This is a genomic window from Nocardioides sp. NPDC047086 (assembly GCF_040643685.1).
Classification (GTDB): Bacteria; Actinomycetota; Actinomycetes; order Propionibacteriales; family Nocardioidaceae; genus Nocardioides.
Genome location: NZ_JBEYUV010000002.1, coordinates 79,743 through 103,410, shown reverse-complemented (window position 1 = coordinate 103,410; position 23,668 = coordinate 79,743). Strand labels below are relative to the sequence as shown.

At 69.0% G+C, this 23,668-nt stretch carries 21 protein-coding genes; 5 read left to right on the top strand and 16 right to left on the bottom strand.

What is annotated here, in order from left to right:
* Positions 1-64: 64 nt before the first annotated feature.
* The 7 genes from icmF to ectB all read right to left on the bottom strand — a co-directional run bounded on the left by icmF (position 65) and on the right by ectB (position 8,005).
* Positions 65-3,184: a fused isobutyryl-CoA mutase/GTPase IcmF gene (gene icmF / locus ABZ796_RS02360; RefSeq protein WP_357334312.1), complete on the bottom strand. Its 3,120-nt coding sequence runs from the start codon at positions 3,182-3,184 to the stop codon at positions 65-67.
* Between the two features lie 90 nt (positions 3,185-3,274).
* Positions 3,275-3,757 carry a MarR family transcriptional regulator gene (locus tag ABZ796_RS02355; RefSeq protein ID WP_357334310.1) on the bottom strand — a complete coding sequence of 161 codons (483 nt, stop codon included), beginning with the start codon at positions 3,755-3,757 and terminating at the stop codon, positions 3,275-3,277.
* 36 nt (positions 3,758-3,793) lie between these two features.
* Positions 3,794-4,345 (bottom strand): hypothetical protein, encoded by a 552-nt coding sequence (locus ABZ796_RS02350; protein WP_357334309.1) that lies wholly within the window; start codon positions 4,343-4,345, stop codon positions 3,794-3,796.
* A gap of 37 nt (positions 4,346-4,382) precedes the next feature.
* On the bottom strand, positions 4,383-4,709 hold the full coding sequence (locus ABZ796_RS02345; RefSeq protein WP_357334307.1) for a DUF4333 domain-containing protein: 327 nt from the start codon (positions 4,707-4,709) through the stop codon (positions 4,383-4,385).
* A 68-nt stretch (positions 4,710-4,777) separates the two neighbouring features.
* The gene (thpD, locus tag ABZ796_RS02340) at positions 4,778-5,677 is read right to left on the bottom strand and encodes an ectoine hydroxylase (protein ID WP_357334305.1); all 900 of its coding nucleotides are present in this window, start codon (positions 5,675-5,677) and stop codon (positions 4,778-4,780) included.
* Entirely contained in the window at positions 5,674-6,108 is a 435-nt protein-coding gene (locus ABZ796_RS02335; RefSeq protein WP_357334303.1) for an ectoine synthase, read from the bottom strand. Before ABZ796_RS02335 ends, thpD begins: the two co-directional genes overlap by 4 nt.
* A gap of 28 nt (positions 6,109-6,136) precedes the next feature.
* Positions 6,137-8,005, bottom strand: coding sequence for a diaminobutyrate--2-oxoglutarate transaminase (ectB, locus tag ABZ796_RS02330; RefSeq protein ID WP_357334301.1), 1,869 nt, complete (start codon positions 8,003-8,005; stop codon positions 6,137-6,139).
* 169 nt (positions 8,006-8,174) lie between these two features.
* Here ectB and ABZ796_RS02325 point away from each other — a divergent pair, with 169 nt between their 5' ends.
* From ABZ796_RS02325 to fahA, 4 genes are all read left to right on the top strand, one after another.
* Positions 8,175-8,849 (top strand): helix-turn-helix domain-containing protein, encoded by a 675-nt coding sequence (locus ABZ796_RS02325; protein WP_357334299.1) that lies wholly within the window; start codon positions 8,175-8,177, stop codon positions 8,847-8,849.
* A 92-nt stretch (positions 8,850-8,941) separates the two neighbouring features.
* Entirely contained in the window at positions 8,942-10,129 is a 1,188-nt protein-coding gene (locus tag ABZ796_RS02320; RefSeq protein ID WP_357334297.1) for a homogentisate 1,2-dioxygenase, read from the top strand.
* A complete protein-coding gene (locus tag ABZ796_RS02315) occupies positions 10,126-10,962 on the top strand; it encodes a hypothetical protein (protein ID WP_357334295.1) in 837 nt (278 codons plus the stop codon). The genes ABZ796_RS02320 and ABZ796_RS02315 overlap by 4 nt, the downstream gene beginning before the upstream one ends.
* Positions 10,959-12,134: a fumarylacetoacetase gene (gene fahA / locus ABZ796_RS02310; RefSeq protein WP_357334293.1), complete on the top strand. Its 1,176-nt coding sequence runs from the start codon at positions 10,959-10,961 to the stop codon at positions 12,132-12,134. Before ABZ796_RS02315 ends, fahA begins: the two co-directional genes overlap by 4 nt.
* Before the next feature lie 10 nt (positions 12,135-12,144).
* On the opposite strand, the gene ABZ796_RS02305 is transcribed toward fahA, so the two are convergent.
* From ABZ796_RS02305 to typA, 7 genes are all read right to left on the bottom strand, one after another.
* Positions 12,145-13,143, bottom strand: a complete 999-nt coding sequence (locus tag ABZ796_RS02305; RefSeq protein WP_357334583.1) for a LacI family DNA-binding transcriptional regulator — start codon at positions 13,141-13,143, stop codon at positions 12,145-12,147.
* Positions 13,144-13,145: 2 nt separating this feature from the next.
* Positions 13,146-14,603, bottom strand: coding sequence for a family 1 glycosylhydrolase (locus ABZ796_RS02300; protein WP_357334291.1), 1,458 nt, complete (start codon positions 14,601-14,603; stop codon positions 13,146-13,148).
* The gene (locus ABZ796_RS02295; protein ID WP_357334289.1) at positions 14,600-15,448 is read right to left on the bottom strand and encodes a carbohydrate ABC transporter permease; all 849 of its coding nucleotides are present in this window, start codon (positions 15,446-15,448) and stop codon (positions 14,600-14,602) included. The genes ABZ796_RS02300 and ABZ796_RS02295 overlap by 4 nt, the downstream gene beginning before the upstream one ends.
* Complete coding sequence (locus ABZ796_RS02290) at positions 15,445-16,413, bottom strand: sugar ABC transporter permease (protein ID WP_357334288.1); 969 nt, start codon at positions 16,411-16,413, stop codon at positions 15,445-15,447. The genes ABZ796_RS02295 and ABZ796_RS02290 overlap by 4 nt, the downstream gene beginning before the upstream one ends.
* A gap of 7 nt (positions 16,414-16,420) precedes the next feature.
* Complete coding sequence (locus ABZ796_RS02285; RefSeq protein ID WP_357334286.1) at positions 16,421-17,722, bottom strand: ABC transporter substrate-binding protein; 1,302 nt, start codon at positions 17,720-17,722, stop codon at positions 16,421-16,423.
* A gap of 137 nt (positions 17,723-17,859) precedes the next feature.
* Positions 17,860-18,720, bottom strand: coding sequence for a class II fructose-bisphosphate aldolase (locus tag ABZ796_RS02280; protein ID WP_357334284.1), 861 nt, complete (start codon positions 18,718-18,720; stop codon positions 17,860-17,862).
* Positions 18,721-18,832: 112 nt separating this feature from the next.
* On the bottom strand, positions 18,833-20,725 hold the full coding sequence (typA, locus tag ABZ796_RS02275) for a translational GTPase TypA (protein WP_357334282.1): 1,893 nt from the start codon (positions 20,723-20,725) through the stop codon (positions 18,833-18,835).
* A 98-nt stretch (positions 20,726-20,823) separates the two neighbouring features.
* Between typA and ABZ796_RS02270 the strand changes: the two genes are divergently transcribed.
* Positions 20,824-22,119, top strand: coding sequence for a protealysin inhibitor emfourin (locus ABZ796_RS02270; protein WP_357334280.1), 1,296 nt, complete (start codon positions 20,824-20,826; stop codon positions 22,117-22,119).
* A gap of 22 nt (positions 22,120-22,141) precedes the next feature.
* Here ABZ796_RS02270 and ABZ796_RS02265 read toward each other — a convergent pair whose 3' ends face one another.
* Together ABZ796_RS02265 and ABZ796_RS02260 are read right to left on the bottom strand one after the other, a co-directional pair.
* Positions 22,142-22,834, bottom strand: a complete 693-nt coding sequence (locus tag ABZ796_RS02265) for an amino acid racemase (RefSeq protein WP_357334278.1) — start codon at positions 22,832-22,834, stop codon at positions 22,142-22,144.
* Between the two features lie 50 nt (positions 22,835-22,884).
* The gene (locus tag ABZ796_RS02260) at positions 22,885-23,628 is read right to left on the bottom strand and encodes an SDR family NAD(P)-dependent oxidoreductase (protein WP_357334277.1); all 744 of its coding nucleotides are present in this window, start codon (positions 23,626-23,628) and stop codon (positions 22,885-22,887) included.
* Positions 23,629-23,668: the final 40 nt, after the last annotated feature.

Genomic DNA, 23,668 nt, shown 5'->3' with positions numbered 1-23,668 from the left:
CTCCTCCGCTGGTCGAGCCGCCGGCTCCGCTGGCGCTCCGCCCGGCTCGACCAGCGGGAACGCCTCACACGTTGCGCCGGTACTGCCCCCCGACCTCGAAGAACGCCTCGGTGACCTGCCCGAGCGAGCAGACCCGAGCCGCGTCCATGAGCGCCGCGAAGACGTTCTCGTCGGAGGTGGCGGCCTGCTTGAGGCGTACGATCGCGGCTTCCGCCTCGGTCGCGTGGGCGGCCTGGAAGGCGTGGACGCGGTCGAGCTGGGACTTCTTCTCGGTCTCGGTCGCACGGGCGAGCTCGACGGGGCCGGCCGGCTCGCCGTTGGTGTCGCGTACGAAGGTGTTGACCCCGACGATCGGCAGGGTGCCGTCGTGCTTGCGGTGCTCGTAGAGCATCGACTCGTCCTGGATCTTGCCGCGCTGGTAGCCGGTCTCCATCGCGCCGAGCACACCGCCGCGCTCGGAGATGCGGTCGAACTCCTTCAGCACGGCCTCCTCGACGAGGTCGGTGAGCTCGTCGATGATGAAGGAGCCCTGGAGCGGGTTCTCGTTGAACGCCAGGCCCCACTCGCGGTTGATGATCAGCTGGATCGCCAGCGCGCGCCGCACCGACTCCTCGGACGGGGTGGTCACGGCCTCGTCGAAGGCGTTGGTGTGCAGCGACTGGGCGTTGTCGTAGATCGCGATCAGCGCCTGCAGCGTCGTGCGGATGTCGTTGAAGTCCATCTCCTGCGCGTGCAGGGACCGGCCGCTCGTCTGGATGTGGTACTTCAGCTTCTGGGCGCGCTCCGAGGCGCCGTAGCGGTCCCGCATCGCGATCGCCCAGATCCGGCGGGCGACGCGGCCGATGACGGAGTACTCCGGGTCCATCCCGTTGGAGAAGAAGAAGGACAGGTTGGGCGCGAAGTCGTCGATGTCCATGCCGCGCGCCAGGTAGGACTCCACGTAGGTGAAGCCGTTGGCGAGGGTGAAGGCGAGCTGGGAGATCGGGTTCGCCCCGGCCTCGGCGATGTGGTAGCCGGAGATGCTCACCGAGTAGAAGTTGCGCACCCCGTTCTCGATGAACCACTCCTGGATGTCGGCCATGCAGCGCAGGCTGAACTCCGTGGAGAACAGGCAGGTGTTCTGGCCCTGGTCCTCCTTGAGGATGTCGGCCTGCACCGTGCCGCGCACCGTCTGCAGCGCCTTGACCGGGTCGACGCCGCGCTCGCGCGCCTGGTCGATGACGGTGTTGAGGAAGAAGGCCAGGATCGTCGGCGCCGGCCCGTTGATGGTCATCGACACCGAGGTCGTCGGGGCCAGCAGGTCGAAGCCGTCGTAGAGGGCCTTCATGTCGTCCAGCGTGGCCACCGAGACACCGGAGGTGCCGACCTTGCCGTAGATGTCGGGGCGTACGTCGGGATCGCGGCCGTAGAGCGTGACCGAGTCGAACGCGGTCGAGAGCCGGGTCGCCGGCTGGCCCTCGGAGAGCAGCTTGAAGCGGCGGTTGGTGCGGAACGGGTCGCCCTCGCCGGCGAACATCCGCGCCGGGTCCTCGTTGGCCCGCTTGTAGGGGAAGACGCCCGCGGTGAACGGGAAGAACCCGGGCAGGTTCTCGTTGCGCAGGAACCGGGTCAGCTCGCCGCGGTCGGTGTAGCGAGGCGTCGCCACCCGGGGGATGTAGTTGCCCGCCAGCGACGTGCGGCCACTCTCGTCGGCAGCGTACGTCTCCTTGGTCTCCTCCCACGAGGAGAGCTGTTTCCGCAGGTCATCGGGGATCTCGTCGGCGGGGGACTCGAGCTCGGGGTGGTCCGCGGCCACGATCTCGTAGGCCTGCTCCTTCCGCGCCGCGGCGACGAGCTCCACGGTGCGCGCGTGGTAGTCACGTACGTCGCTGGCGATCTCGGCCAGGTAGCGGACCCGCTTCTCGGGGATGATCGGGTGCAGCCCCGTGGAGTGGCGGGTCTCGACGCGCGGGAGGACACCCTCACCGACCGCCAGCCCCGCCTCGGCGAGGAGTCCGCGCAGATGCTGGTAGAGCGCGGTGACGCCGTCGTCGTCGAAGGCGGCGGCCGAGGTGCCGAAGACCGGCATGTCGTCGGGCGAGGAGGTGAACGCCTCGCGGTTGCGGACGAGCTGGCGGGACACGTCGCGCAGCGCGTCCTCGGCTCCGCGGCGCTCGAACTTGTTGATCGCCACCACGTCGGCGAAGTCGAGCATGTCGATCTTCTCCAGCTGGCTCGCGGCGCCGAACTCAGGAGTCATGACGTAGAGCGAGACATCGACGAAGTCGCTGATCCCGGTGTCGCCCTGGCCGATGCCGGGGGTCTCGACGATCACGAGGTCGACGGCGGATTTCATCACCGACAGGATGTCTTCGAAGTGCTCGGGCACCTCGTGGCCGCCGCGGGTGGCGAGGGAGCGGTAGAACGTCGAGGAGGGGCCGCCGTCGGTGATGGGCGCGAGCGAGTTCATCCGGATCCGGTCGCCCAGCAGCGCGCCGCCGCCGCGGCGCCGAGACGGGTCGATGGCGAGGATGCCGATCCGGATCTTGTCCTCCTGGTCGGTGCGCAACCGCCGGACCAGCTCGTCGGTGAGCGAGGACTTGCCGGAGCCGCCGGTGCCGGTGATGCCCAGGACGACCGCCCGCTCGGCCTCACGCAGCGGGTCCGCGATCTCGGCCGGCAGCCGCCCCTGCTCGGCCGCGGTGATGGACCGCGTGAAGGAGAGAGGGCAACCGCCGAGCACGTCTTCGGCAGCGAAGTCGAAGGTGGGCCACAGGTCGCGGTCGATGTCGCGTACGACCGAGTTGATCATCCCCGGCAGCCCCAGCCGCTGGCCGTCCTCGGGGGAGAAGATCTTGACGCCGGAATTGGCCAGCCGCTCGATCTCGTAAGGAACGATGACCCCGCCACCCCCGCCGACGACCTTGACGTGCCCGGCGCCACGCTCCTTGAGCGCGCGGACCAGATACTCGAAGAACTCCACGTGCCCGCCCTGGTAGGACGAGACCGCGACGCAGTGGGCGTCCTCCTGCAGGGCCGCGTCGGCGATCTCGGTCACCGAGCGGTTGTGGCCGAGGTGGATCACCTCGCACCCCTGGGCCTGGAAGATCCGGCGCATGATGTTGATCGCGGCGTCGTGACCGTCGAACAGGCTGCTCGCGGTCACGATCCGCACATGGTGCTGGGGGATGTGGAGGTCAGACATCGGCGGGTGCTCCCAGGGAATAGTTGGACGTCTAAGTATTTCTAGGATAGGTCGTCCATCACCTACGCGCCAGTACGCGACGGTGAAGTCTCAGCCGACGGTGTCCCCGGAGGCCGCGCGGACCTGCGTGAGCAGCGCCGTCAGGTCGTGCACGCCCTCGATCCCGGGCTTCTCGAAGACCTCGGTGTTGAGCGAGACCGTGGCCGCCTCGACCGCATCCCTGCCGGCGTCGGTGATGGCGGCGAGGACCACGCGGCCGTCGTCGGCGGTGCGGCTGCGGCGTACGAAGCCCTGCTTCTCCAGGCGAGCGACGGCGCTGGTCACCGAGGCCGGGTGGACCTGGAGTCGGGAGCCGAGCTTGGCCATCGGGAGTTGGCCGTCCTGGGTGAAGGAGAGGAGGCGGAGCACCTCGTAGCGGGCGAAGGAGAGGTCGTGGGGTCGCAGCGCGGCGTCGACGCGCTCCATGACGAGCTGGTGTACGCGCACGAGCGAGGTCACCAGCGCCATCCCGTCGGCGGCGTCGGCCCAGCCGTGCGCGATCCACTGCCGTTTCGCCTCGCGGATCGGATCCATGCGGGCCAGCATCACACAGATGTCTTTACGACATGATCACGACGGCGCGCCGAATGTTCCGAGCAGGTTGAGAATCACCGCCACGCCGATGACGGTCGCGATCACCGAGAGCGTTACGACCAGCCCGACCGCGACGGAGAAGCCCGCACCCTCGTGCCGCGCTCCGCGCTGCTGAAGTGCGTAGAGCCGGGCGACGCTGGTGATCAGCGTGCGCCCCTCCTCGGCGTCGAAACGGTACTGGTCCGTGTCGGGGACCGCCTCCGGGTCGTGCACGGTCCACACGCCCTGGTCGGTCTGCTCGTCATCGGCCTCGATGCGGCGTACGCCGGTCTTCTGCGTGTGGGGCACGTCGCCGAACCAGACGAGGCTGCGGGTGTCCTCGATGATCGCGTACGAGGAGCGGGTCGGCATCGAGACGTGGTAGGTGAAGACCCAGTGCAGCTTGGCGGCCACCAGGGTGGCGTGCCAGCGCTCGTCGGCCAGGTCGAGCTCCACGTCGAAGCCGCGCGCGGTCTCGGTCGCCTTGTAGGGAGTTCCGTCGCACACGCGCGCGACATGGTCGAAGAAGGGCCTCGCATGAGGGGACACGATTCAACAGGCTATCTGGTCCAGGGACTCTAGGGGACTACTCCGCGGCGTTGGGCGGCACGTCGATCTTGAAGTGGACCCGGCCACCGTCGACGTCGTCGACGGTGATGATCGCGTCGTACTTCTCGCCCTCGGAGGTGAGCACGCAGGTCATCTCCGTGCCGATCTTGCCCTCGAGGTCGCCGGGGCAGTCGAGGCCCTCGGGGGTGACACCGATGGCGTTGGTGAGCTGCTCGGTCGCGATCCGCTCGACGGTCTTCTCCTGCACGTAGTCCTCGCTCGAGCCGCAGGCCGTCAGCGCGAGCGGCAGCGCCAGCAGGGTCGCGCCGGTCATGGCGCCCGAGAAGGCGCGGATGCGTGTCATGGGCTCAGCCTAGGGGTAGGCAAAGACCAGGCAGACGTACGCCGCACCAGCTCGGGCGCCGGGGGCGGTCAGCCCACCGGGGTGAAGTCGCGCGCCCCGATGAACGTGGGCCGTGGGCTCGAGGCCGAGAACGGCTCGACCGCGGTGTTCTCCACGCTGTTGAACACCAGGAAGACGTTCGAGCGCGGGTACGGCGTGATGTTGCCGTTGGAGCCGTGCATGCAGTTGCAGTCGAACATGACCGCACTGCCGGCAGCGCCGGCCAGGACGTCGATCCCGTAGGCGTCCGCCATCTTCGCGACCGTCTCCTGGTCGGGGGTGCCCGCACCCTGCATCACCAGCGAGGACTTGTAGTTGTCCTCAGGAGTGGCGCCGCCGCACGAGACGTACGTCCGGTGCGTGCCGGGCATGATCATCAGCGGCCCGTTGAAGGAGTGGTTGTCGGTCAGCGAGATGGAGATGCTGGCGGTCCGCATCCGGGGCAGGCCGTCCTCGGCGTGCCAGGTCTCGAAGTCGGAGTGCCAGTAGAAGTCACCGCCGCCGAAGCCGGGTTTGAAGTTGATCCGGCTCTGGTGGATGTAGACGTCCGAGCCCAGGACCTGCCTGGCCCGGCCGGCCACGCGGGGGTCGGCCGCCAGTCGGGCGATGAGGTCGCTGGTCCGGTGCACCTCGAAGATCGAGCGAACCTCCTGCGAGGCGGGTTCGATGATGGTGCGCTCGTCGGCCCGGGTGGCCGGGTCGTTGCTGAGCCGGTGCAGCTCGGCACGCAGCTCCGCGACCTCCTCGGGCGTGATCAGGTCGGGGACGGTCAGGTAGCCGCGCTCGTCGTAGGAGTCGAGCGCCTGCTGGTCCATCGGCCCGTCGGCCGCGGTGCCCCAGACGACCTCGTCCTGGCGGGGGAGCGTGCTGAAGCCCTCTTCGAGACGGGTGGGGTACACGTCCTCGACGTGTTCGATTGCAGCGGTCATGCAGGTACCTCCTCGGTCGGGTTGCTGGCGTCGGGCTCGGTGAGGAGCGGGTAGACGCCGTCGTCGTCGTGCACCTCGCGGCCCGTGACGGGCGGGTTGAAGGTGCAGATCAGACGCAGGTCGGTCGTGGCGGTGACGGTGTGCTTGTCGTGCTTGTCGAGCAGGTAGCACATCCCGTCGCGGATCTCGTACGTCTCTCCGGTCTCGCGGTCGAGGAGCTCGCCCTCGCCGGCGACGCAGTAGACGCACTCGATGTGGTTGGCGTACCAGAACTCGTTCGTCGTGCCGGCGGGGATGTTGGTCTCGTGGAAGGAGAAGCCGACCCCCTCGCGGGCCAGGACGATCCGGCGGCTGCGCCAGGTCCCGTGCTCGGACTCGACGCGTACGTCTCGGTCCGTGTCGTCGAGGTCTTCCAGATAGGTGACGCGCATGTTCTCTCCGTTTCGGGTGTCGGGGTGGTCAGACCGGGGTGCCGTCACCGAGGACGGATGCGGTGGCCTCCTCGAGGACGGCGAGACCGCGGGCGAGCTCCTCGGAGGTGACGGTCAGCGGTGGCATCGTCTTGAGCACCTCGTCCTCGGGCCCGGAGGTCTCGACCAGCAGGCCGCGCTCGTACGCCGCCGCCGCGATCTTCCCGGCCGCGCTGGCGTCCGGGAAGGCGATGCCGGTCAGGAGTCCGCGACCGCGGACGGTCGCACCGTCGTGCCGATCGGCGACTTTCTTCAGCCCCCTGCGCAGCTCGTCGGCCCGCGCCTGGACCTCCTTCTGGAAGGAGTCGTCGGCCCAGTACGTCTCCAAGGCGACCCGGGCGGTGACGAAAGCGAGGTTGTGGCCGCGGAAGGTGCCGTTGTGCTCGCCGGGCTCGAACTGGTCCAGCTCGGGCCGGATCAGGGTCAGCGCCATCGGCAGGCCGAAGCCGGAGATCGACTTCGACAGGCAGACGATGTCGGGGGTGAACCCGGCCTCCTCGAAGCTGAAGAAGGTGCCGGTCCGGCCGCAGCCGGCCTGCACGTCGTCGACGATCAGGATGATGTCGTACTCGCGGCACAGGTCCGAGAGCGCCTTGAGCCACTCCAGCCGGGCGGCGTTGAGACCGCCCTCGCCCTGGACGGACTCCACGATGATCGCGGCCGGCTTGTCCACGCCGGAGCCGCTGTCCTGGAGCACCCGCTCCAGCCACATGAAGTCGTCGACGGCACCGTTGAAGTAGTCGTCGTACGGGATCTTCGAGCTGTTGGTCAGCGGGATGCCCGCGCCCTTGCGCTTCATCGAGTTGCCGGTCACGGCCAGCGAGCCGAGGGTCATCCCGTGGAACGCGTTGGTGAAGGACAGCACGTGCTGGCGTCCGGTCGCCTTGCGGGCCAGCTTGAGCGCGGCCTCGACGGAGTTGGTCCCGGTCGGGCCCGGGAACATCACCTTGTAGTCGAGGTTGCGCGGCTCGAGGATCAGGTCCGAGAAGGCCTGCAGGAAGTCCCGCTTGGCGCTGGTGTGCATGTCCAGCGAGTGCACGATGCGGCCCTCGCGCAGATAGTCGAGCAGCGGGTCGAGCAGCGCGGGGTTGTTGTGCCCGTAGTTGAGCGCGCCGGCCCCGGCGAAGAAGTCGAGGAACTCCCTCCCGTCCTCGCTGGTGAGGGTGGAGCCCTGGGAGTGGGTCATCACGGCCGGCCAGCTGCGGCAGTAGCTGCGGACCTGCGACTCGAGGGAGTCGAAGATCGCGGTAGCGGGTTCGGTGGTCGTTGTCATGGACATGACACCTCCGTGTGTCGTCGATCCCGAGCGTGTGGGCTCGGGTCGTGCGGTCGAGAACGGGCCGATGCGGAACAGCAGCTCCGGGTCGTGCCCGTCGGGGAACATCTCGGCCTCGAAGAGCGGCGTACGCTCGATCGGGGCGCTGCGTGCGTTCGCGAACGAGGTGAACAGCGCGATGGAGGCGCTGTTGTCCGCGGTGATCGTCGTCTCCAGGCGGCGTACTGCCGGGTCGCCGGAGAGTCTGTCGACGAGCTCGTCCAGCATGCGGCGGGCCAGACCCTGGCCGCGGTGCCGCTCGTCGACGGCGACCTGCCAGATCATCAGGGTCTCCGGCTCGTCCGGCCGGCGGTAGCCGATGACGAATCCTCCTGGATCGTCATCGACGGTCGCGACGATCGATGTCGCCGCGAAGTCGCGCGCCCACAGCAGGTAGGCGTACGAGGTGTTGACGTCGAGTACCCGAGATTCCCGTGCCATCCGCCACAGATGCTGACCGTCCTCGAGGTCCGGTGAGCGGAAGTCGACTCGGGAAGCCGACTTCTGGCGGGGCACGCTGCCAGTCGAATTGCGATGTGGCATCGCCACACGACGCTAACAGGGTGAGGGACGTATGGCCCGGGAGGAGTCCGCACTCCGATATGCGGGCGGACGCTGTGCACGTCGGTGGCGATCGTTGTGTGCGGGGGTGTGCTCTAGTGTGCGTCGGGGGCTGCGGCGCCCCGTCGACGACCCGATCGAGAGGATGATCATGGCCACGCTTCAGGGCTTGGATCGCGCGTTGGCGGCGCTGGACTTCGTCTCCCAGAACCCGGCCGGCGTGACGGTGGCCGACGTCGCCGCTCATCTCGGCGTCGACCGCGCGATCGCATATCGCATCGTCGCCACGCTGGAGGCGCGCGCCCTCGTCACGCAGGGGCGTGGCAAGCGGCTGCGTCTCGGCGCCGGCGTGATCGCGCTGGCGGGCCGCTTCTCGTCCCAGCTGATCCAGGCGGCCGAGCCTTCCCTGCAGGATCTCGCCGACAGGGTCGGGGCCCCGGCGTTCCTGACGGTCGCCCACGGCGAGGACGAGTGCGTCCCGGTGCTCGAGGCCGACCCGAAGGTGGGCCAGGGGCCGGTGCGGGTCGGCTACCGGATCGGCCTCCGCTACCCGCTGGACAAGGGGGCGAGCGGGATCGCGATCCTGGCGCTCGCTGAGCCGTCCCCGGGGGACTCGCCGGCGGTCCGGGAGGCGCGTGAGCTCGGCTACAGCCACACCGCGGGCGAGCTGCAGCGCGGCGCGGTCGGCATCGCTGTCGGGTTCGAGGCTCCCGGGCCGCTGCGGGCGTCGGTCGGCATCGTCACCATGGACGAGCTCGACCCGAACGAGGTCGGTCCGCTGGTGGGTGCCATCGCTCGGCGGCTGGCACAGCTCAGCTCGCACTGAGCCGGCTCGCTCTTGACGTGCCGTGCGGCATCGTCTTACGTTTGCGCTTAGAGCGCACATAATTGTGCGTTGAACGCACAAGGAGAGCCCCCATGCCGTACTACCACTCCGCTGGTGCCGTTCCGCCCAAGCGGCACACGCAGCACCGCGACGAAGCCGGGAACCTCTACTTCGAGGAGCTGATGGGGGAGGAGGGCTTCTCCTCCGACTCCTCGCTGCTCTACCACCGGAACATCCCCTCGGCCGTGCGCGAGTACCGCACCTGGGAGCTGAACGACCAGTCCCTCGTGCCCAACCACCCGCTCATCCCGCGACACCTGTCGACGCACAAGCTCTTCGCGGAGGGTGCGACCGGCATCGACGCGGTGACCGGCCGCCGCCTGCTGCTCGGCAACGATGACGTCCGGCTGGCGTACGTCGTCGCGGACTCGACGAGCCCCTACTACCGCAACGCGCTCGGGGACGAGTGCCTCTACGTCGAGGACGGCGCCGGACGGGTCGAGACCGTCTTCGGCGACCTCGAGGTGGCGGACGGCGACTACGTGATCATTCCGCGCGCGACGACCTACCGGGTCGTTCCCGACGGTGTGCTGCGCATCTACGCGATCGAGGCCAGTTCGCACATCGGGCCGGCCCGGAACTACCTGTCGAAGCACGGTCAGCTGCTCGAGCACGCCCCCTACTGCGAGCGCGACCTTCGGCTGCCCGAGGGGCCGAGGATCGGCGAGGGCGAGGGCGAGGACGTCGAGGTCTACATCAAGCACCGCGGGCCGGACGGGATCGCCGGCAGCGTCCATGTGCTGCCCCACCACCCGTTCGACGTCGTCGGCTGGGACGGGTGCCTCTACCCGTACGTGTTCAACATCAGGGACTTCGAGCCGATCACCGGCAGGATCCACCAGCCGCCGCCGGTGCACCAGGTCTTCGAGGGCAACAACTTCGTCATCTGCAACTTCGTGCCGCGCAAGGTCGACTACCACCCGCTCGCGATCCCCGTGCCCTACTACCACTCCAACGTCGACTCCGACGAGGTGATGTTCTACTGCGGCGGCGACTACGAGGCCCGCAAGGGATCCGGCATCGGCCAGGGCTCGATCTCGCTGCACCCGGGTGGTCATCCGCACGGCCCGCAGCCGGGCGCGTACGAGCGCAGCATCGGTGCGGAGTTCTTCGACGAGCTCGCCGTCATGGTCGACACCTTCCGCCCGTTGCTGCTCGGCGAGGCGGGCCGCTCGACCGACGACGGCCAGTACGCCTACTCCTGGGTGCGCAACCGATGAGGATCCTGGCCGAGCTGCTCGATGACGCTGCCGTCTTCCCGCCGGGGAACGCGTCGATCGAGGAAGCCGTCGCCGGACACGTACGTCACCTGCGGTCGGTCCATGCCTGCCTGGTCGGGCCGCTCGTCCTGGCCGCCAAGGACCTCGGCGAGCTCGAGGTCGTCCTGGGAGATCGACCGGGGCACTCCGTGAACCTCACCCTGACCGTTCCGCTGCCGGGGCTCGTCCCGGCGACCGCCGTCGCACGAGCGATCCGGTCCGTACGCCTCGTCGGACTCGAGGTGGCGCTTCCGGACGGGACCTCCGCCGCGGAGGCCCTGGCGGCGCTCGACGCCGCGGACCTCGATTCCGACCTGACCACGTACGTCGAGGTGCCCCGGGACGCTCGCCGTGCCGACGTCCTCGCAGCGCTGGCGGGCACCCGATACCGGGCGAAGCTCCGCACCGGTGGCGTCCGGGCGGACCTCTACCCCGACGAGACGGAACTGGCCGCGGCGATCAGGTCCGCGGTCGCCCTCGATGTGCCGTTCAAGGCGACCGCAGGCCTGCACCACGCGGTGCGCAACACGGATCCCGCGACGGGTTTCGAGCAGCACGGCTTCCTCAACGTCCTGGTGGCGACCGCTCGCGCGCGCAACGGCGCCGACGAGGCCGAGGTCGTAGAGCTGCTCGCCGAGCGGGACGGAGGCCGTCTCGTCGAGCAGGTCCGAGTGCTCGATCCCTCGGTGCGGGATGCCTTCTGCTCCTTCGGCACCTGCTCCGTCGACGAGCCCATCACCGAGCTGGTCGATCTCGGCCTGCTCGACCCCCGATACATGAAGGATCTCGCGTGACCAGAATCAGCGTCCCCGAAGGCTCGCTCTTCGGCCTGGCCAACCTCCCCTACGGGGTCTACTCCGTCCCCGGCCAGGACCCGCGGGTCGGGGTCCGTCTGGGCGAGCACGTGGTCGACCTGGCTCTCCTGCTCGGTGACGACGTCTTCGCCGCCGGCAGCCTCAACCCGTTCATGGCGCAGGGCCATGAACGGTGGGTCGAGGTGCGCGCATCGATCACCGAGAGGATCCAGGGTGAGGTGCCCGACGAGGCCGTGCACGATCTGCGGGACGTCACGCTCCACCTCCCGTTCGAGGTCGCCGACTACGTCGATTTCTACGCCTCCGAGCACCACGCCGCCAACCTCGGCCGACTGTTCCGCCCGCAGGTCGCCGAGCCGCTGATGCCGAACTGGAAGCACCTGCCGGTCGGATATCACGGCAGGTCCTCGTCCATCGTGGTCTCGGGAACAGACATCGTCCGCCCCTCGGGTCAGCGGAAGGGTCCCGACGACGAGGTGCCGGTCTTCGGTCCCTCCGTCCGGCTCGACATCGAGGCCGAGCTGGGCTTCGTCGTCGGCACCGGGAGCGCGATGGGCACCAGCATCGCGGCCGGCGACGCCGAGCGACACATCTTCGGCGTGGTGCTGTTCAACGACTGGTCCGCGCGCGACATCCAGGCATGGGAGTACGTCCCGCTCGGCCCGAACCTCGGCAAGTCCTTCGGGTCGACCGTCTCGGCCTGGGTCGTCCCGCTTCTCGCGCTGGAGCCCGCCCAGGTCCCGACGCCCGCACAGGAGCCCGCTGTCCTTCCCTACCTGCAGATGCAGAGTCCCTGGGGGCTGGACATCGAGCTCGAGGTGGTCTGGAACGGGCAGGTCGTGTCCCGGCCGCCGTACGCCGCCATGTACTGGTCACCCGCGCAGATGCTCGCCCACCAGACCGTCAACGGTGCGCCCAGCCGGACCGGTGACCTGTTCGCCTCCGGGACCATCTCCGGCCCGGGCAAGGACCAGCGCGGCGCGTTCATCGAGCTGACCTGGGGCGGCGCCGAGCCGGTCGAGGTCAACGGCGCCCCACGTACGTTCCTGGAGGATGGCGACGAGATCGTGCTCCTCGCCACCGCGCCCGGTGCCGACGGCACCCGGATCGGGTTCGGGGAGGCACGCGGCCGCATCGTGGGCAAGGGCTGACCGAACCCGATCAGGCAGACGTACGCCGCACCAGCTCGGGCTCGAAGACGACCCGACGCGGGATGGTGGTGGTGCCGTCGAGCTGGGCGAGGAGGAGCCGGGCGGCCTCCTCGGCCATGTCGCCGATCGGGTTCTTGACCGTGGTGAGCGGGGGAGTGGTGCGCTCGGCGATGCCGAGGTCGTCGTAGCCGACGACCGCGACGTCGTCGGGGACGCGGCGGCCGGCACGGTCGAGGGCGCGGAGCGCGCCCGCGGCCATCAGGTCGGAGGCGACCATGAGACCGTCGATGTCTGGATGGCTGCCCAGCAGGATCTCGCAAGCGGCCTCGCCGCCGTCCTCGGTGAAGTCGCCCTCGACGACCGCGTCGGCGGCGAGGCCGGCAGCGTCCAGGGCGGCCCGCCAGCCGGCCACGCGGTCGGCGCCGGCGCTCATGTCGGCGGGGCCGGTGATGGTGCCGATCCGGCGGCAGCCGCGGTCGATGAGCACCTGGGTGACCTCGCGGGCGCCGGCGAAGTTGTCGGTGTCGGCGTAGGAGACCCGGTGGGCGCCGGTCCACGGACGGCCGACGAAGGCCGCCGGCAGACCGAGGTCGGCGACATGGTCGGCGAGCAGGTCGCTGCGGTGGGAGGAGACGACGATGGCGCCGTCGATGTGGCCACCGCGCAGGTAGCGCAGCATCCGCTCCTCCTCCTCACCCGGACGCGCGATCAGGAGGACCACCTGCAGGTCGCGGGCCGAGAGGGCCCGGGTGACGATGCGCAGCGTACGTGCGAAGAACGGGTCGGCGAAGACCCGCTCGTCGGCCTCGGGGATGACCATGGCGACCGAGTCGGTGCGCCGGGTCACCAGCGACCGCGCCGCCGGGTTGGGGGTGTAGCCGAGGGTGCGGACCGCCTCGGCGACGGCCTCGGCCGCCTTCGCCGAGACGCGCGAGCCGCCGTTGATCGCGCGCGACGCGGTCGCCCGGCTGACACCAGCCAGCCGGGCGACCTCGTCGAGGGTGGGCATGTTCACGCGCGCGCCGGAACCCGGTTGTTCGCTGCGACATCGGCGAACCAGAGGCCGCTGTCCTTCGGCGTACGCACCTGGGTCTCGAAGTCCACGTGCACGATCCCGAACCGGTGCGCGTAGCCGTAGCTCCACTCGAAGTTGTCGAGCAGGGACCAGGCGAAGTAGCCCTGTACGTCCGCACCCTGCTCGATCGCGTCGAGGGTGGCGCGCAGGTGCTGGTCGATGTAGTCGAGCCGGGCGGTGTCGTGCACTGCCCCGTCCTCGACCACGTCGTCATAGTAGGCGCCGTTCTCGGTGATGTAGATGGGCGGGGCGCCGTACTCGTCGCTGAGCCGGGTCAGCAGCCGGGTCAGCCAGACCGGGTCGATCTCCCAGTCGCGGGCGGTCGTGGGGCGACCGGTGCGCGGGGTGACGAACTCGGCGCCGGGGTAGGGGTTTCCCCGCGGCAGGTCGGAGTGCACGAGCCGACTGCCCAGCACCTGGTCGGGGTCGATCTCGAACGGCTCCGCCGCGATGGCGTTGCCGAAGTAGAAGTTGATCCCGAGCACGTCGAGCGGTGCGGAGATGACCTCCAGGTCGCCCTCGAGCACCCGGTCCTGCCACGGCCGGCCCTGGAAGGTGAGCCCCTCGGTGTCGGCGGCCAGGTCGTCGGCGTACTTGCCGCGGAACAGGGGCTCGAAGAACACCCGGTTGTGCAGGCCGTCGATCCGCCGGGTCATGTCGACGTCCTCGGGGCGGTCGGCGTCGTAGGGGTCGACGACCGTCGGGTTGAGGGTGATGCCGAGCGACTTGCCGTTCTCCGGCGTCGCGCCCCGGCTGCGCAGCTCGTTGACCACGAGGCCGTGCCCGAGCATGAGGTGGTGGGCCGCGACGATGCCGGCCACGCCCTCCTGGCGACCCGGCGCGTGCTGGCCGCCGGAGTAGCCGAGGAACGCCGAGCACCACGGCTCGTTCAGCGTCGTCCAGTGGTCGACGCGGTCGGAGAGTGCGTCGTAGACGGTCGTGGCGTACTCCACGAACCGGTAGGCGGTGTCCCGGCTGGTCCAGCCACCCTGGTCCTCCAGCGCCTGCGGCAGGTCCCAGTGGTAGAGCGTGACCCACGGCGCGATCTCGGCCTCGAGCAGCTCGTCCACGAGCCGGCTGTAGAAGTCGAGCCCGGCCTGGTTGACCTTCCCACCATCGGGACGGATCCGGGGCCACGCCGTCGAGAACCGGTACGAGGCCAGGTTGAGGCGCTTCATCAGCGCGACGTCTTCGGGGACCCGGTGGTAGTGGTCGCAGGCCACCTCGCCGGTGTCGCCGTTGAGGATCGCCCCCGGCACCTTGGAGAAGGTGTCCCAGTTGCTGGGCGTACGTCCGTCCTCGTCGATGGCTCCCTCGATCTGGTAGGACGCGGTGGCCGCGCCCCAGAGGAAGTTGTCGGGGAACGTGCGGCCCGGGTAGGTCGGGGTGGTCATCCTTTGACGGCTCCTTGCATGATGCCGGACACCAGGTGGCGTCCGGTGGCGATGAACAACAGCAGCAACGGGATCGTCGCCATGATGGTCCCGGCCTGGAGCAGAGCGAGGTCGCTCAGCCCCTGCCCGGGTGCGATCTTGAGCTTGTCGAGCGCGGTCTGGAGGGTCTGGACGTCGGAGTTCTGCAGCACCAGCAGGGGCCACATGAAGTCCGTCCAGACGCTCATGAACGTGAACAGCGCCAAGATCGCCATCGCCGGACGTGCTGCCGGGACGGCAACGGTCCAGACGATGCGAATCTGAGAGCAGCCGTCGACGCGGGCCGCGTCGATCAGCTCGTCGGGGATCGCGTCGACGAGGTACTGACGCATGAAGAACACCCCGAAGGCGGTCACCAGCCACGGCAGGGTGACCGCGGTCAGGGTGCCGTCGAGGCCGAGGTTGCTGAACTGCTTCAGCATCGGCACCAGCGCGAGCTGGGTCGGGACCGCCAGCGTCATGACGATGAACGCCATCAGCATGTTGGACCCCTTGAAGCGGAGCTTCGCGAACGCGTAGCCCGCCAGCGTCGAGAACGCCACCACCGAGAATGCGCCGATGCTCGAGACGACGACCGAGTTGAGCAGCGCCGACCAGAAGTCGATCTGGTCGAGGACCCGCTTGGCGTTGTCGATGAAGTGACCGCCGGGCACCAGCGGGGGCGGCGACTGGAGGGTCCTCTCCTTGGTGACCGTGCCCATGACGTACGACCAGTAGAGGGGGAAGACGGAGCCGAGGACGAACGCGGCGAGCAGCGCGTAGACCAGGAAGCCCGGCTTGTTGATGCTGTGCACCTTGCCGCTCATCGGGCAGCACCTCTGTTCTGGATCGCGCGGGTGACCACGTAGTTGAGCAGGGCGATCCCGACGATGAGCAGGAACAGCAGCCAGGCCGCGGCGGCCGCCCGGGGGTAGGGGTCGGTCGCGCTGTTGGCGGTGTTGAAGACGTACATCGTCAGGGTCTGGAACTGGTAGTTCGCTCCGCCCTGGTGCTGCAGGTTGGTGTCGAAGAGCCGCGGCTCGGTGAAGATCTGCAGACCGCCCATCGTCGAGGTGACGATCACGAAGATCATCGTGGGGCGGATCGAAGGCAGCGTGATGTTCCAGAACTGGCGTGCGCTGCCGGCCCCGTCGAGGGAGGCGGACTCGTAGAGGTCGCGGGAGACCGCCTGCATCGCCGCCAGGATGATCAGCGTGTTGTAGCCGGTCCAGCGCCAGTTGACCATCGTCGCGATCGCCGTCCAGCTGGCGAAGCGGTCGGTGTGCCAGCCGATCGGGTCGATACCGACCACGCCGAGCAGCTGGTTGGCGAGCCCGGACCTGTCGGCGAAGATCGCGCTCCAGATGAGCGCGGCCGCGGCGGGGGCGACGACGTACGGCAGGAGGACCGACATCCGCCACCAGGAGCGTCCGCGCAGGTTGGTGTCGAGGAGCGCCGCGATGATCGTCGCGACGACCACCTGCGGCACCGAGGAGAGCAGGAAGATCCCGACCGTGTTGACCAGGGCCTTGTGGAAGACCGGGTCGGTGATGACGTGGACGTAGTTCGCCCAGCCGACCGGGTCACCGACAGCGCCGCCGAAGCGCGGCCAGGAGAAGAAGGACAGGTAGCCGGTGTAGAGCAGCGGATAGAGGCCGATCACCGCGAAGACGATGAAGAACGGCGCGACGAAGAGGTACGGCGCGTACTTCACGTCCCAGCGGCTGAGCCGCTGCCGCAGGGCCGAGGGGCCCTGCGGCGAGCGGCTCGCCTGGGGGGATGTCTTGAGCATCGTCGGATCAGAGCTTGTCCACGGCCCCGACGAAGGTCGTCCAGGACGTCTCGGGGTCTTCGCCCTCGTCGACACGCTGGATCGCGGTCTGGAAGAGGCCGAGCACGTCGGAGTACTTGTCGCCCTTGAACGGGACGCCCGGCGTGACCGCGGCGGCACGGTTGGTCAGGATCTCGGTGGTCTTGGCGTTGCCGAAGTAGGGGTCTTCGGCGTTCTCGGCCTGGAGGGTCTTCTGCGCCTCGAGGTTGCCCGGGAAGTTGCCGGCAGCCTTGGACGCGGAGACCTGCGACTCAGCGTTGGTCAGGTAGTCGGCGACCTCCTGGGCCTCCTCGGTGTGCGCGCCGCTGGCCGGGACGGCGAGGAACGAGCCGCCCCAGTTGCCGCCGCCACCCGGGAAGGCGTCAGCGATCCGCCAGCCCGTCACGTCCGGAGCGGAGGACTTGATGTTGGCGAACATCCAGCCCGGGCACGGCATCGTGGCGAAGCCGTCGTTGGTGAAGTTCGCCTGCCAGTCCTCGCCCCACTGGACGACCTTGGTGGACAGGGTCGGGGAGTACTTCGTGACCGTGTCGTAGACCGCCTTCAGCTCGTCGTTCTCGACGTTGACCTTCTGGTCCTCGGTCTGGAACGGGAACTCGACCTGGTTGAGCATGGCCTGCGCGACCGAGCCGGAGGCGTCGTACCACTTCGTCTTGGGGAGCTTCTTGGTGAACTGCTCGCCGGTCTTGTAGTAGGTGTCCCAGTCCTTGAAGAGCGCTGCGGCGCCTTCGGGGTCGCTCGGGAGGCCGGCCTTCTCGAAGAGGTCGGCGCGGTAGCAGATCGCCTCGGGACCGATGTCGGTCGGGTAGCCGATCTGCTTGCCGTCGGTGGTCTGGCCGGCCTTGTAGGCGTACTCGACCCAGCGGCCGTCGAGCTCGGGGTCGGAGATGTCGGCGAACTGCTCGTTCGCGCCCTCGGCGACCAGCGCCGCCATGGCGTCACCCTCGACCGCGATCACGTCGGGGAGCTCGGTGCCGGCCTGGAGAGCCTTGGTCATGGACTCCTTCCAGGTGTCCCACTCGGCGATCTTGGTCTGCTTGATCTTGAAGGGACGCTCGGGGTCGGCGTTCCACTTCTCGATCTGGTCGTCGTAGCCGAACTCGCTGAAGGTGGTGATGGTGAGCGTGTCGTCCTTACCGAGAGAGGACTGTTCGTCGCCGTCGCCGTCGCCGCCACCGCAGGCCGTCAGGCCGGCGACGAGAGAGGCGACGGCACATGCGGCCAGGGCGGTCCTGGGCCGGCGGAGCCAGGGCTTGGAGTTGTTGGACACGGGAGTGCTCCTGCACGTCTGTGTGGGGAGTGAGAGCGCTTCCACTCTCGGGATTAGGGAGAGTGTGATTGCCCTCACAAGACTCTGTCAAGAGGCGCGGTGGTAACGATTCTGTTGGTGTGGGAGCGCTTCCACTTCTAGCGGCTCGAAATCACCGTCAGCAGACGTGCGGTCTCCGCGGCCATGGCGTCCCGGCCCGCACCGAGGTAGCGGCGCTGGTCCACCAGGGCTGGGTCGGTCTCGAGGGCTTCGCGGACCGCGGCGGTGAAGGCCTTGTTGAGCTGGGTGGCGACGTTGATCTTCGTCATCCCGGCGGCGATCGCGGCACGCAGCCCGTCGTCGCTGACCCCGGAGGAGCCGTGCAGGACCAGCGGGACGTCGACGGCACGGCGGATCTTCGCGATCAGGGCCTCGTCCAGAGCCGCGTCGCGGGTGGTCATCTTGTGGCTCGAGCCGACCGCGACCGCGAGGGCGTCGACGCCGGTGCTGGCGACGAACGCGGCTGCCTCGGCCGGGTCGGTGCGTACGCCGGCCGCGTGGACGCCATGATCTCGACAAGCTCGATCCATCGCCTTCCCGCCGACCTCACCGAGCTCGGCCTCGATGTGGGCGCCGCGGTCGTGGCAGCGGCGGGCGACGGCGGCGGTACGGGTGAGGTTGTCCTCGTAGGGGAGGTGGGAGGCGTCGTACATCACCGACGAGAAGCCGAGGTCGACCGCGATCCCGACCAGGCGCTCGTCGGTCGCATGGTCGAGATGGAGCGAGATCGGCATCGTCGAGCCGGACGCGACCGCGATCGCGGCCTGGGCCAGCGGGGCCAGACCGCCGTGGTAGCGCACCGCGTTCTCGCTGATCTGCACGATGACCGGCCGGTTCGCGCTCTCGGCTCCGGTGGCGATCGCCTCGACGGTCTCCAGGTTGATCGCGTTGAAGGCGGCGACTCCGCGGCCGTCCTGGTAGGCCGCGCCGATGAGCGAGGCGGTGGTCGTGAGGGTCATGCAGCGCTCCTTGATGACGGGAACCACCAGTCTGACGGCTTCGGTGGCGCAGACGGATCACAACGAGAACGGCCGCCGACCCCACAGGGTCGGCGGCCGTCACGCAGGTCGGTCAGGACTTGTTGGCCTTGCGCGCCCGGCTCGCGATCTTCGCCCGGTCGTTCTGGTCGAGGATGACCTTGCGGATGCGGACCATGTCGGGGGTGACCTCGACGCACTCGTCCTCGCGGCAGAACTCCAGGCACTGCTCGAGGGAGAGCTTCTTCGGCGGGATGAGCTTCTCGAAGTTGTCGGAGGTGGCGGAGCGGACGTTGGTCTGCTGCTTCTCCTTGGTGATGTTGACGTCCATGTCGTCCTGGCGGGAGTTCTCGCCGACGATCATGCCCTCATAGACCTCGGTGGTCGGCTCGACGAACATGACACCGCGCTCCTGGAGCGAGGTCATGGCGTACGCAGTGGCCGCGCCGGCCCGGTCGGCGACCAGCGAGCCGTTGTTGCGCGAGCGGATCTCCCCGGCCCAGCGGTCGTACCCCTCGGAGATGTGGTGGGCGATGCCGGTGCCGCGGGTCTCGGTGAGGAACTCGGTGCGGAACCCGATCAGGCCACGCGCCGGCACGATGAACTCCATGCGCACCCAGCCGGTGCCGTGGTTGGTCATGCCCTCCATGCGGCCCTTGCGGTTGGCGAGCAGCTCGGTGATCGTGCCGAGGAACTCCTCCGGGGCGTCGATGGTGAGGCGCTCGAACGGCTCGTGGAGCTTGCCGTCGATCTCGCGGGTGACCACCTGCGGCTTGCCGACGGTCAGCTCGTAGCCCTCGCGACGCATCTGCTCGACCAGGATCGCCAGCGCCAGCTCGCCACGGCCCTGGACCTCCCAGGCGTCGGGGCGCTCGGTGTTGAGGATCTTCAGCGACACGTTGCCGATGAGCTCGGAGTCGAGGCGGTCCTTGACCAGACGCGCGGTCACCTTCGAGCCCTTGACCTTGCCGACCAGCGGCGAGGTGTTGGTGCCGATGGTCATCGAGATGGCCGGCTCGTCGACGTGGATGAGCGGCAGCGCGACCGGGTTCTCCGGGTCGGCGAGGGTCTCGCCGATGGTGATGTCCGGGATGCCGGCGATGGCGACGATGTCGCCGGGGCCGGCGATCTCGCCCGGCTTGCGCTCGAGGCCCTCGGTGATCAGCAGCTCGGTGATGCGTACGTTCTTGACCTCGCCGTCACGCCGCATCCAGGCGACGTTCTGGCCCTTCTTCAGGGTGCCCTGGTGGATGCGGACCAGCGCGAGGCGGCCCAGGAACGGGGAGGCGTCGAGGTTGGTGACGTGGGCCTGGAGAGGCGCGCCCTCGACGTACGTCGGAGCCGGGATGGTCTCCATGATCGTCTGGAAGAGCGGCTCGAGGTCCTTGGAGTCGGGCAGGGTGCCGTTCTCCGGCTGCTCGAGGCTCGCCACGCCGGCCTTGCCCGAGGCGTAGATCACCGGGAAGTCGAGCGCGTCCTGGCTGTGGGAGTCGTCGAGCAGGTCCATGAAGAGCTCGTACGTCTCGTCGACGACCTCCTCGATGCGGGCGTCGGGGCGGTCGACCTTGTTGACCACCAGCACGACCGGCATGTCGGCGTTGAGCGCCTTGCGCAGCACGAACCGGGTCTGGGGGAGGGGGCCCTCGGAAGCGTCCACCAGCAGCACGATCCCGTCGACCATCGACAGGCCGCGCTCGACCTCACCACCGAAGTCGGCGTGGCCGGGGGTGTCGATGATGTTGATCGTCATCCCCTCGGGCGCGCTCGGCCCGGTGTAGTGGATGGCGGTGTTCTTCGCGAGGATGGTGATGCCCTTCTCGCGCTCGAGCTCACCGGAGTCCATGACCCGGTCGGCGACCGATTCGGCCTCGTGCTCGGTGAAGGTGCCTGCCTGACGCAGCATGGCATCGACCAGCGTGGTCTTGCCGTGGTCGACGTGCGCAACGATGGCGACGTTGCGGAGATTGGCCTTGAGGGTCTCGGACATGTGCGAAGAGGCTCGATTTCTGGCGCGGGACGGGACGTCTGATCTTATCCGCCGTGACCTCCTTGACCTGCATCCGGAGATGACGGTTGGCTGAGGCCATGACTTCTCGGAAACACGTCTGCCAGATCGTGCCCCCGTATCTCATGCAGCGGCTCGACGCCGGCCGCATCGACCAGGACAGCGCGTTTCGAGCCGCTCGGGCCGAGCACCTGACCAGGGTCCTCGCCCAGAGCGCCGCCCCCGAAGCCGGCGAGACCACCGCCGAGACGGGCGACTGGACGGTCTACACCGCGAACAACGGCACCGACCTGCCCGGGGAGAAGGTCCGCGCCGCAGGCGAGCCGGAGTCGGGCGACGAGAGCGTCGACGAGGCCGCCGCCGGCATCACCGGCTCGCTGGCCCTCTTCGAGGAGGTCTACGGCCGTGACTCCTACGACGGTCGGGGCATCGAGGTCGTGATGACCGTCCACTACGACCGGGACTACGCCAACGCCTTCTGGGACGGCACCCAGCTGGTCTTCGGCGACGGCGACGGCGAGGTCTTCCAGCGCTTCACCAAGGCCGTCGACGTGATCGGACACGAGCTCTCCCACGCGGTCACCGAGCACACCGCCGGGCTCGTCTACCAGGGCCAGCCCGGCGCGCTCAACGAGTCGATGTCGGACGTTTTCGGCTCCTGCCTCAAGCAGCGTCTCCTCGGCCAGAGCGCCGAGGAGGCCGACTGGATCATCGGCGAGGGCCTCTTCACCGAGTCGGTCCAGGGCGTCGGGCTGCGACACATGCTCGAACCCGGGACCGCCTACGACGACCCGACCCTCGGCAAGGACCCGCAGCCGGCCCACATGGATGACATCTACGACGGCACGGACGACAACGGCGGCGTCCACATCAACTCCGGCATCCCCAACCGCGCCTTCGCCCTCGCCGCCAAGGCCATCGGCGGCAGCTCGTGGGACGGCGCCGGCAAGATCTGGTACGCGGCGCTGACCAACGGCGCGGTCACCACCGACACCGACTTCGCCGGGTTCGCCGCGGCCACCGTCGCCGCGGCCGGTGACCAGGCCGAGGCCGTGACCACCGCCTGGTCCGAGGTCGGGGTGACCCCGGCGTCGGGGACGTCCGCGCCCGACGGCGAGGTGCCGACCCTGGTGAAGGTACGCCGCAGCGGCGGTTTCCTGGGACGTACCAGGGAGGGGTCGGCCGAGCTCGCCCCCTCGGCCGCCCAGGTCGCCACGGTGCGCAACCTGGTCGCCGGCGGCGCCGCCCCGTCGAAGCCGAAGGGCGCCGACCGTTACATCTACGAGTTCGAGGTCGACGGCCGCACCGTCGTCGTGCACGAGGGCGACCTGACCCCCGAGCTGCACGCCCTCGCCAACGAGCTCCTCGAGAAGTAGCCGGCGCCTCGGCTGCTGTGGGCTACTTCGGGAGGGCGCGGTCGAGCGCGGCCTCGACGTGCACGGTGATGGCGTCGAGGATGGGTACGTCGACGTCGCTGGGCCGCACCAGGAGGCTGAGCTCGGAGGCGCCGAGGATCACGCCGTCGGAGCCGGCGTCCCACAGCTCGTGGACGACCTCGAGGACCCGCTTGCGCGACCCGGGCACGACGATCCGGTGGATGAGCTCCTCGTAGATGATCGAGTCGAGCATCTCCACGTGGAGGGTGTCGGGCAGGTTGACGTCGACGCCGTGGTCGGAGATCCGCTGGGCGAAGAAGTCGTTCTCCACGGTGTAGCGGGAGGCGAGGAACCCGGCCTTGGTGATGCCGAGCTCCTTGGCCTTCGCGGCGAGCTCGTCGGCCAGGTGCAGCACGGGCACGTCGACGGCGGCCGCCACCTCGTCGTAGACCTTGTGGAAGGTGGTGGTGCACAGCAGGATGAAGTCGGCGCCGCCGGCCACCACGCTGCGGGCCGCGGCGACCAGGATCTCGGCGACCTGATCCCAGGACTCCTTCTCCTGGAGTGCCGTCAGCTCGGCCAGGTCGACGGAGGCCAGCACGATCTTGGCGGAGTGGAGTCCGCCGAGCCGCTCCTGGACACCCTTGTTGAGTCCCTCGTAGTAAGCGGCGGTGCTTTCCCAGCTCATGCCGCCGATGAGTCCGATCGTCTGCACGACATCGAGTGTGGCACCGTCGGCTGCCGGGTGCTGAATCCTCGGGCTGATCAGCCCTCTCGGTGCACCTTGTGCGGGGCTGCCTGGGCGCGCGGCTTGATGACCAGCTCGTCGATGTTGACGTGCGCCGGACGGGTGGCCATCCAGACGATCGCGTCGGCGACGTCCTCGGCCACGAGCGGGTCGGCGACGCCCTGGTAGACCTTGTCGGCCGCTGCCTGGTCGCCCCCGAGGCGTACGAGCGAGAACTCCTCGGTGTGGACCATGCCCGGGGCGATCTCCATGATCCGCACCGGCTTGTCGACGATCTCCAGGCGCAACGCCTCGGTGACCGCGCGGGTGCCGAACTTGGCCGCGTTGTAGCCCGCACCGCCCTCGTAGGCGCGCCGGCCGGCGATCGAGCCGACGTTGATGATCGCGCCCGCGCCGGAGGCGATCAGCGCCGGGAGCAGGGCCTTGGTCACGCGGGTCAGGCCGATCACGTTGACCTCGAACATCGCCTGCCACTTGGTCAGGTCGGCCTCGGCCACCTGATCCACGCCGAAGGCGCCGCCGGCGTTGTTGACCAGCAGGTCGAGACGGTCACCGACCGCCTCGACGAGCGCGGCGACGGAGTCGTCGGAGGTGACGTCGGTCGCGATCGCGGTGCCACCGATCTCCTCGGTCAGGGCCTCGATCCGGTCGGCCCGGCGGGCGGCGAGGAAGACGTGGTAGCCCTCCTTGGCGAGTTGGCGGGCGGTTGCGGCGCCGATCCCGCTCGAGGCGCCGGTGACGACAGCATTCTTGGACGACATGGGGCCATTCTCTCCTCGTCCGCTCGACATTGCTCACCGG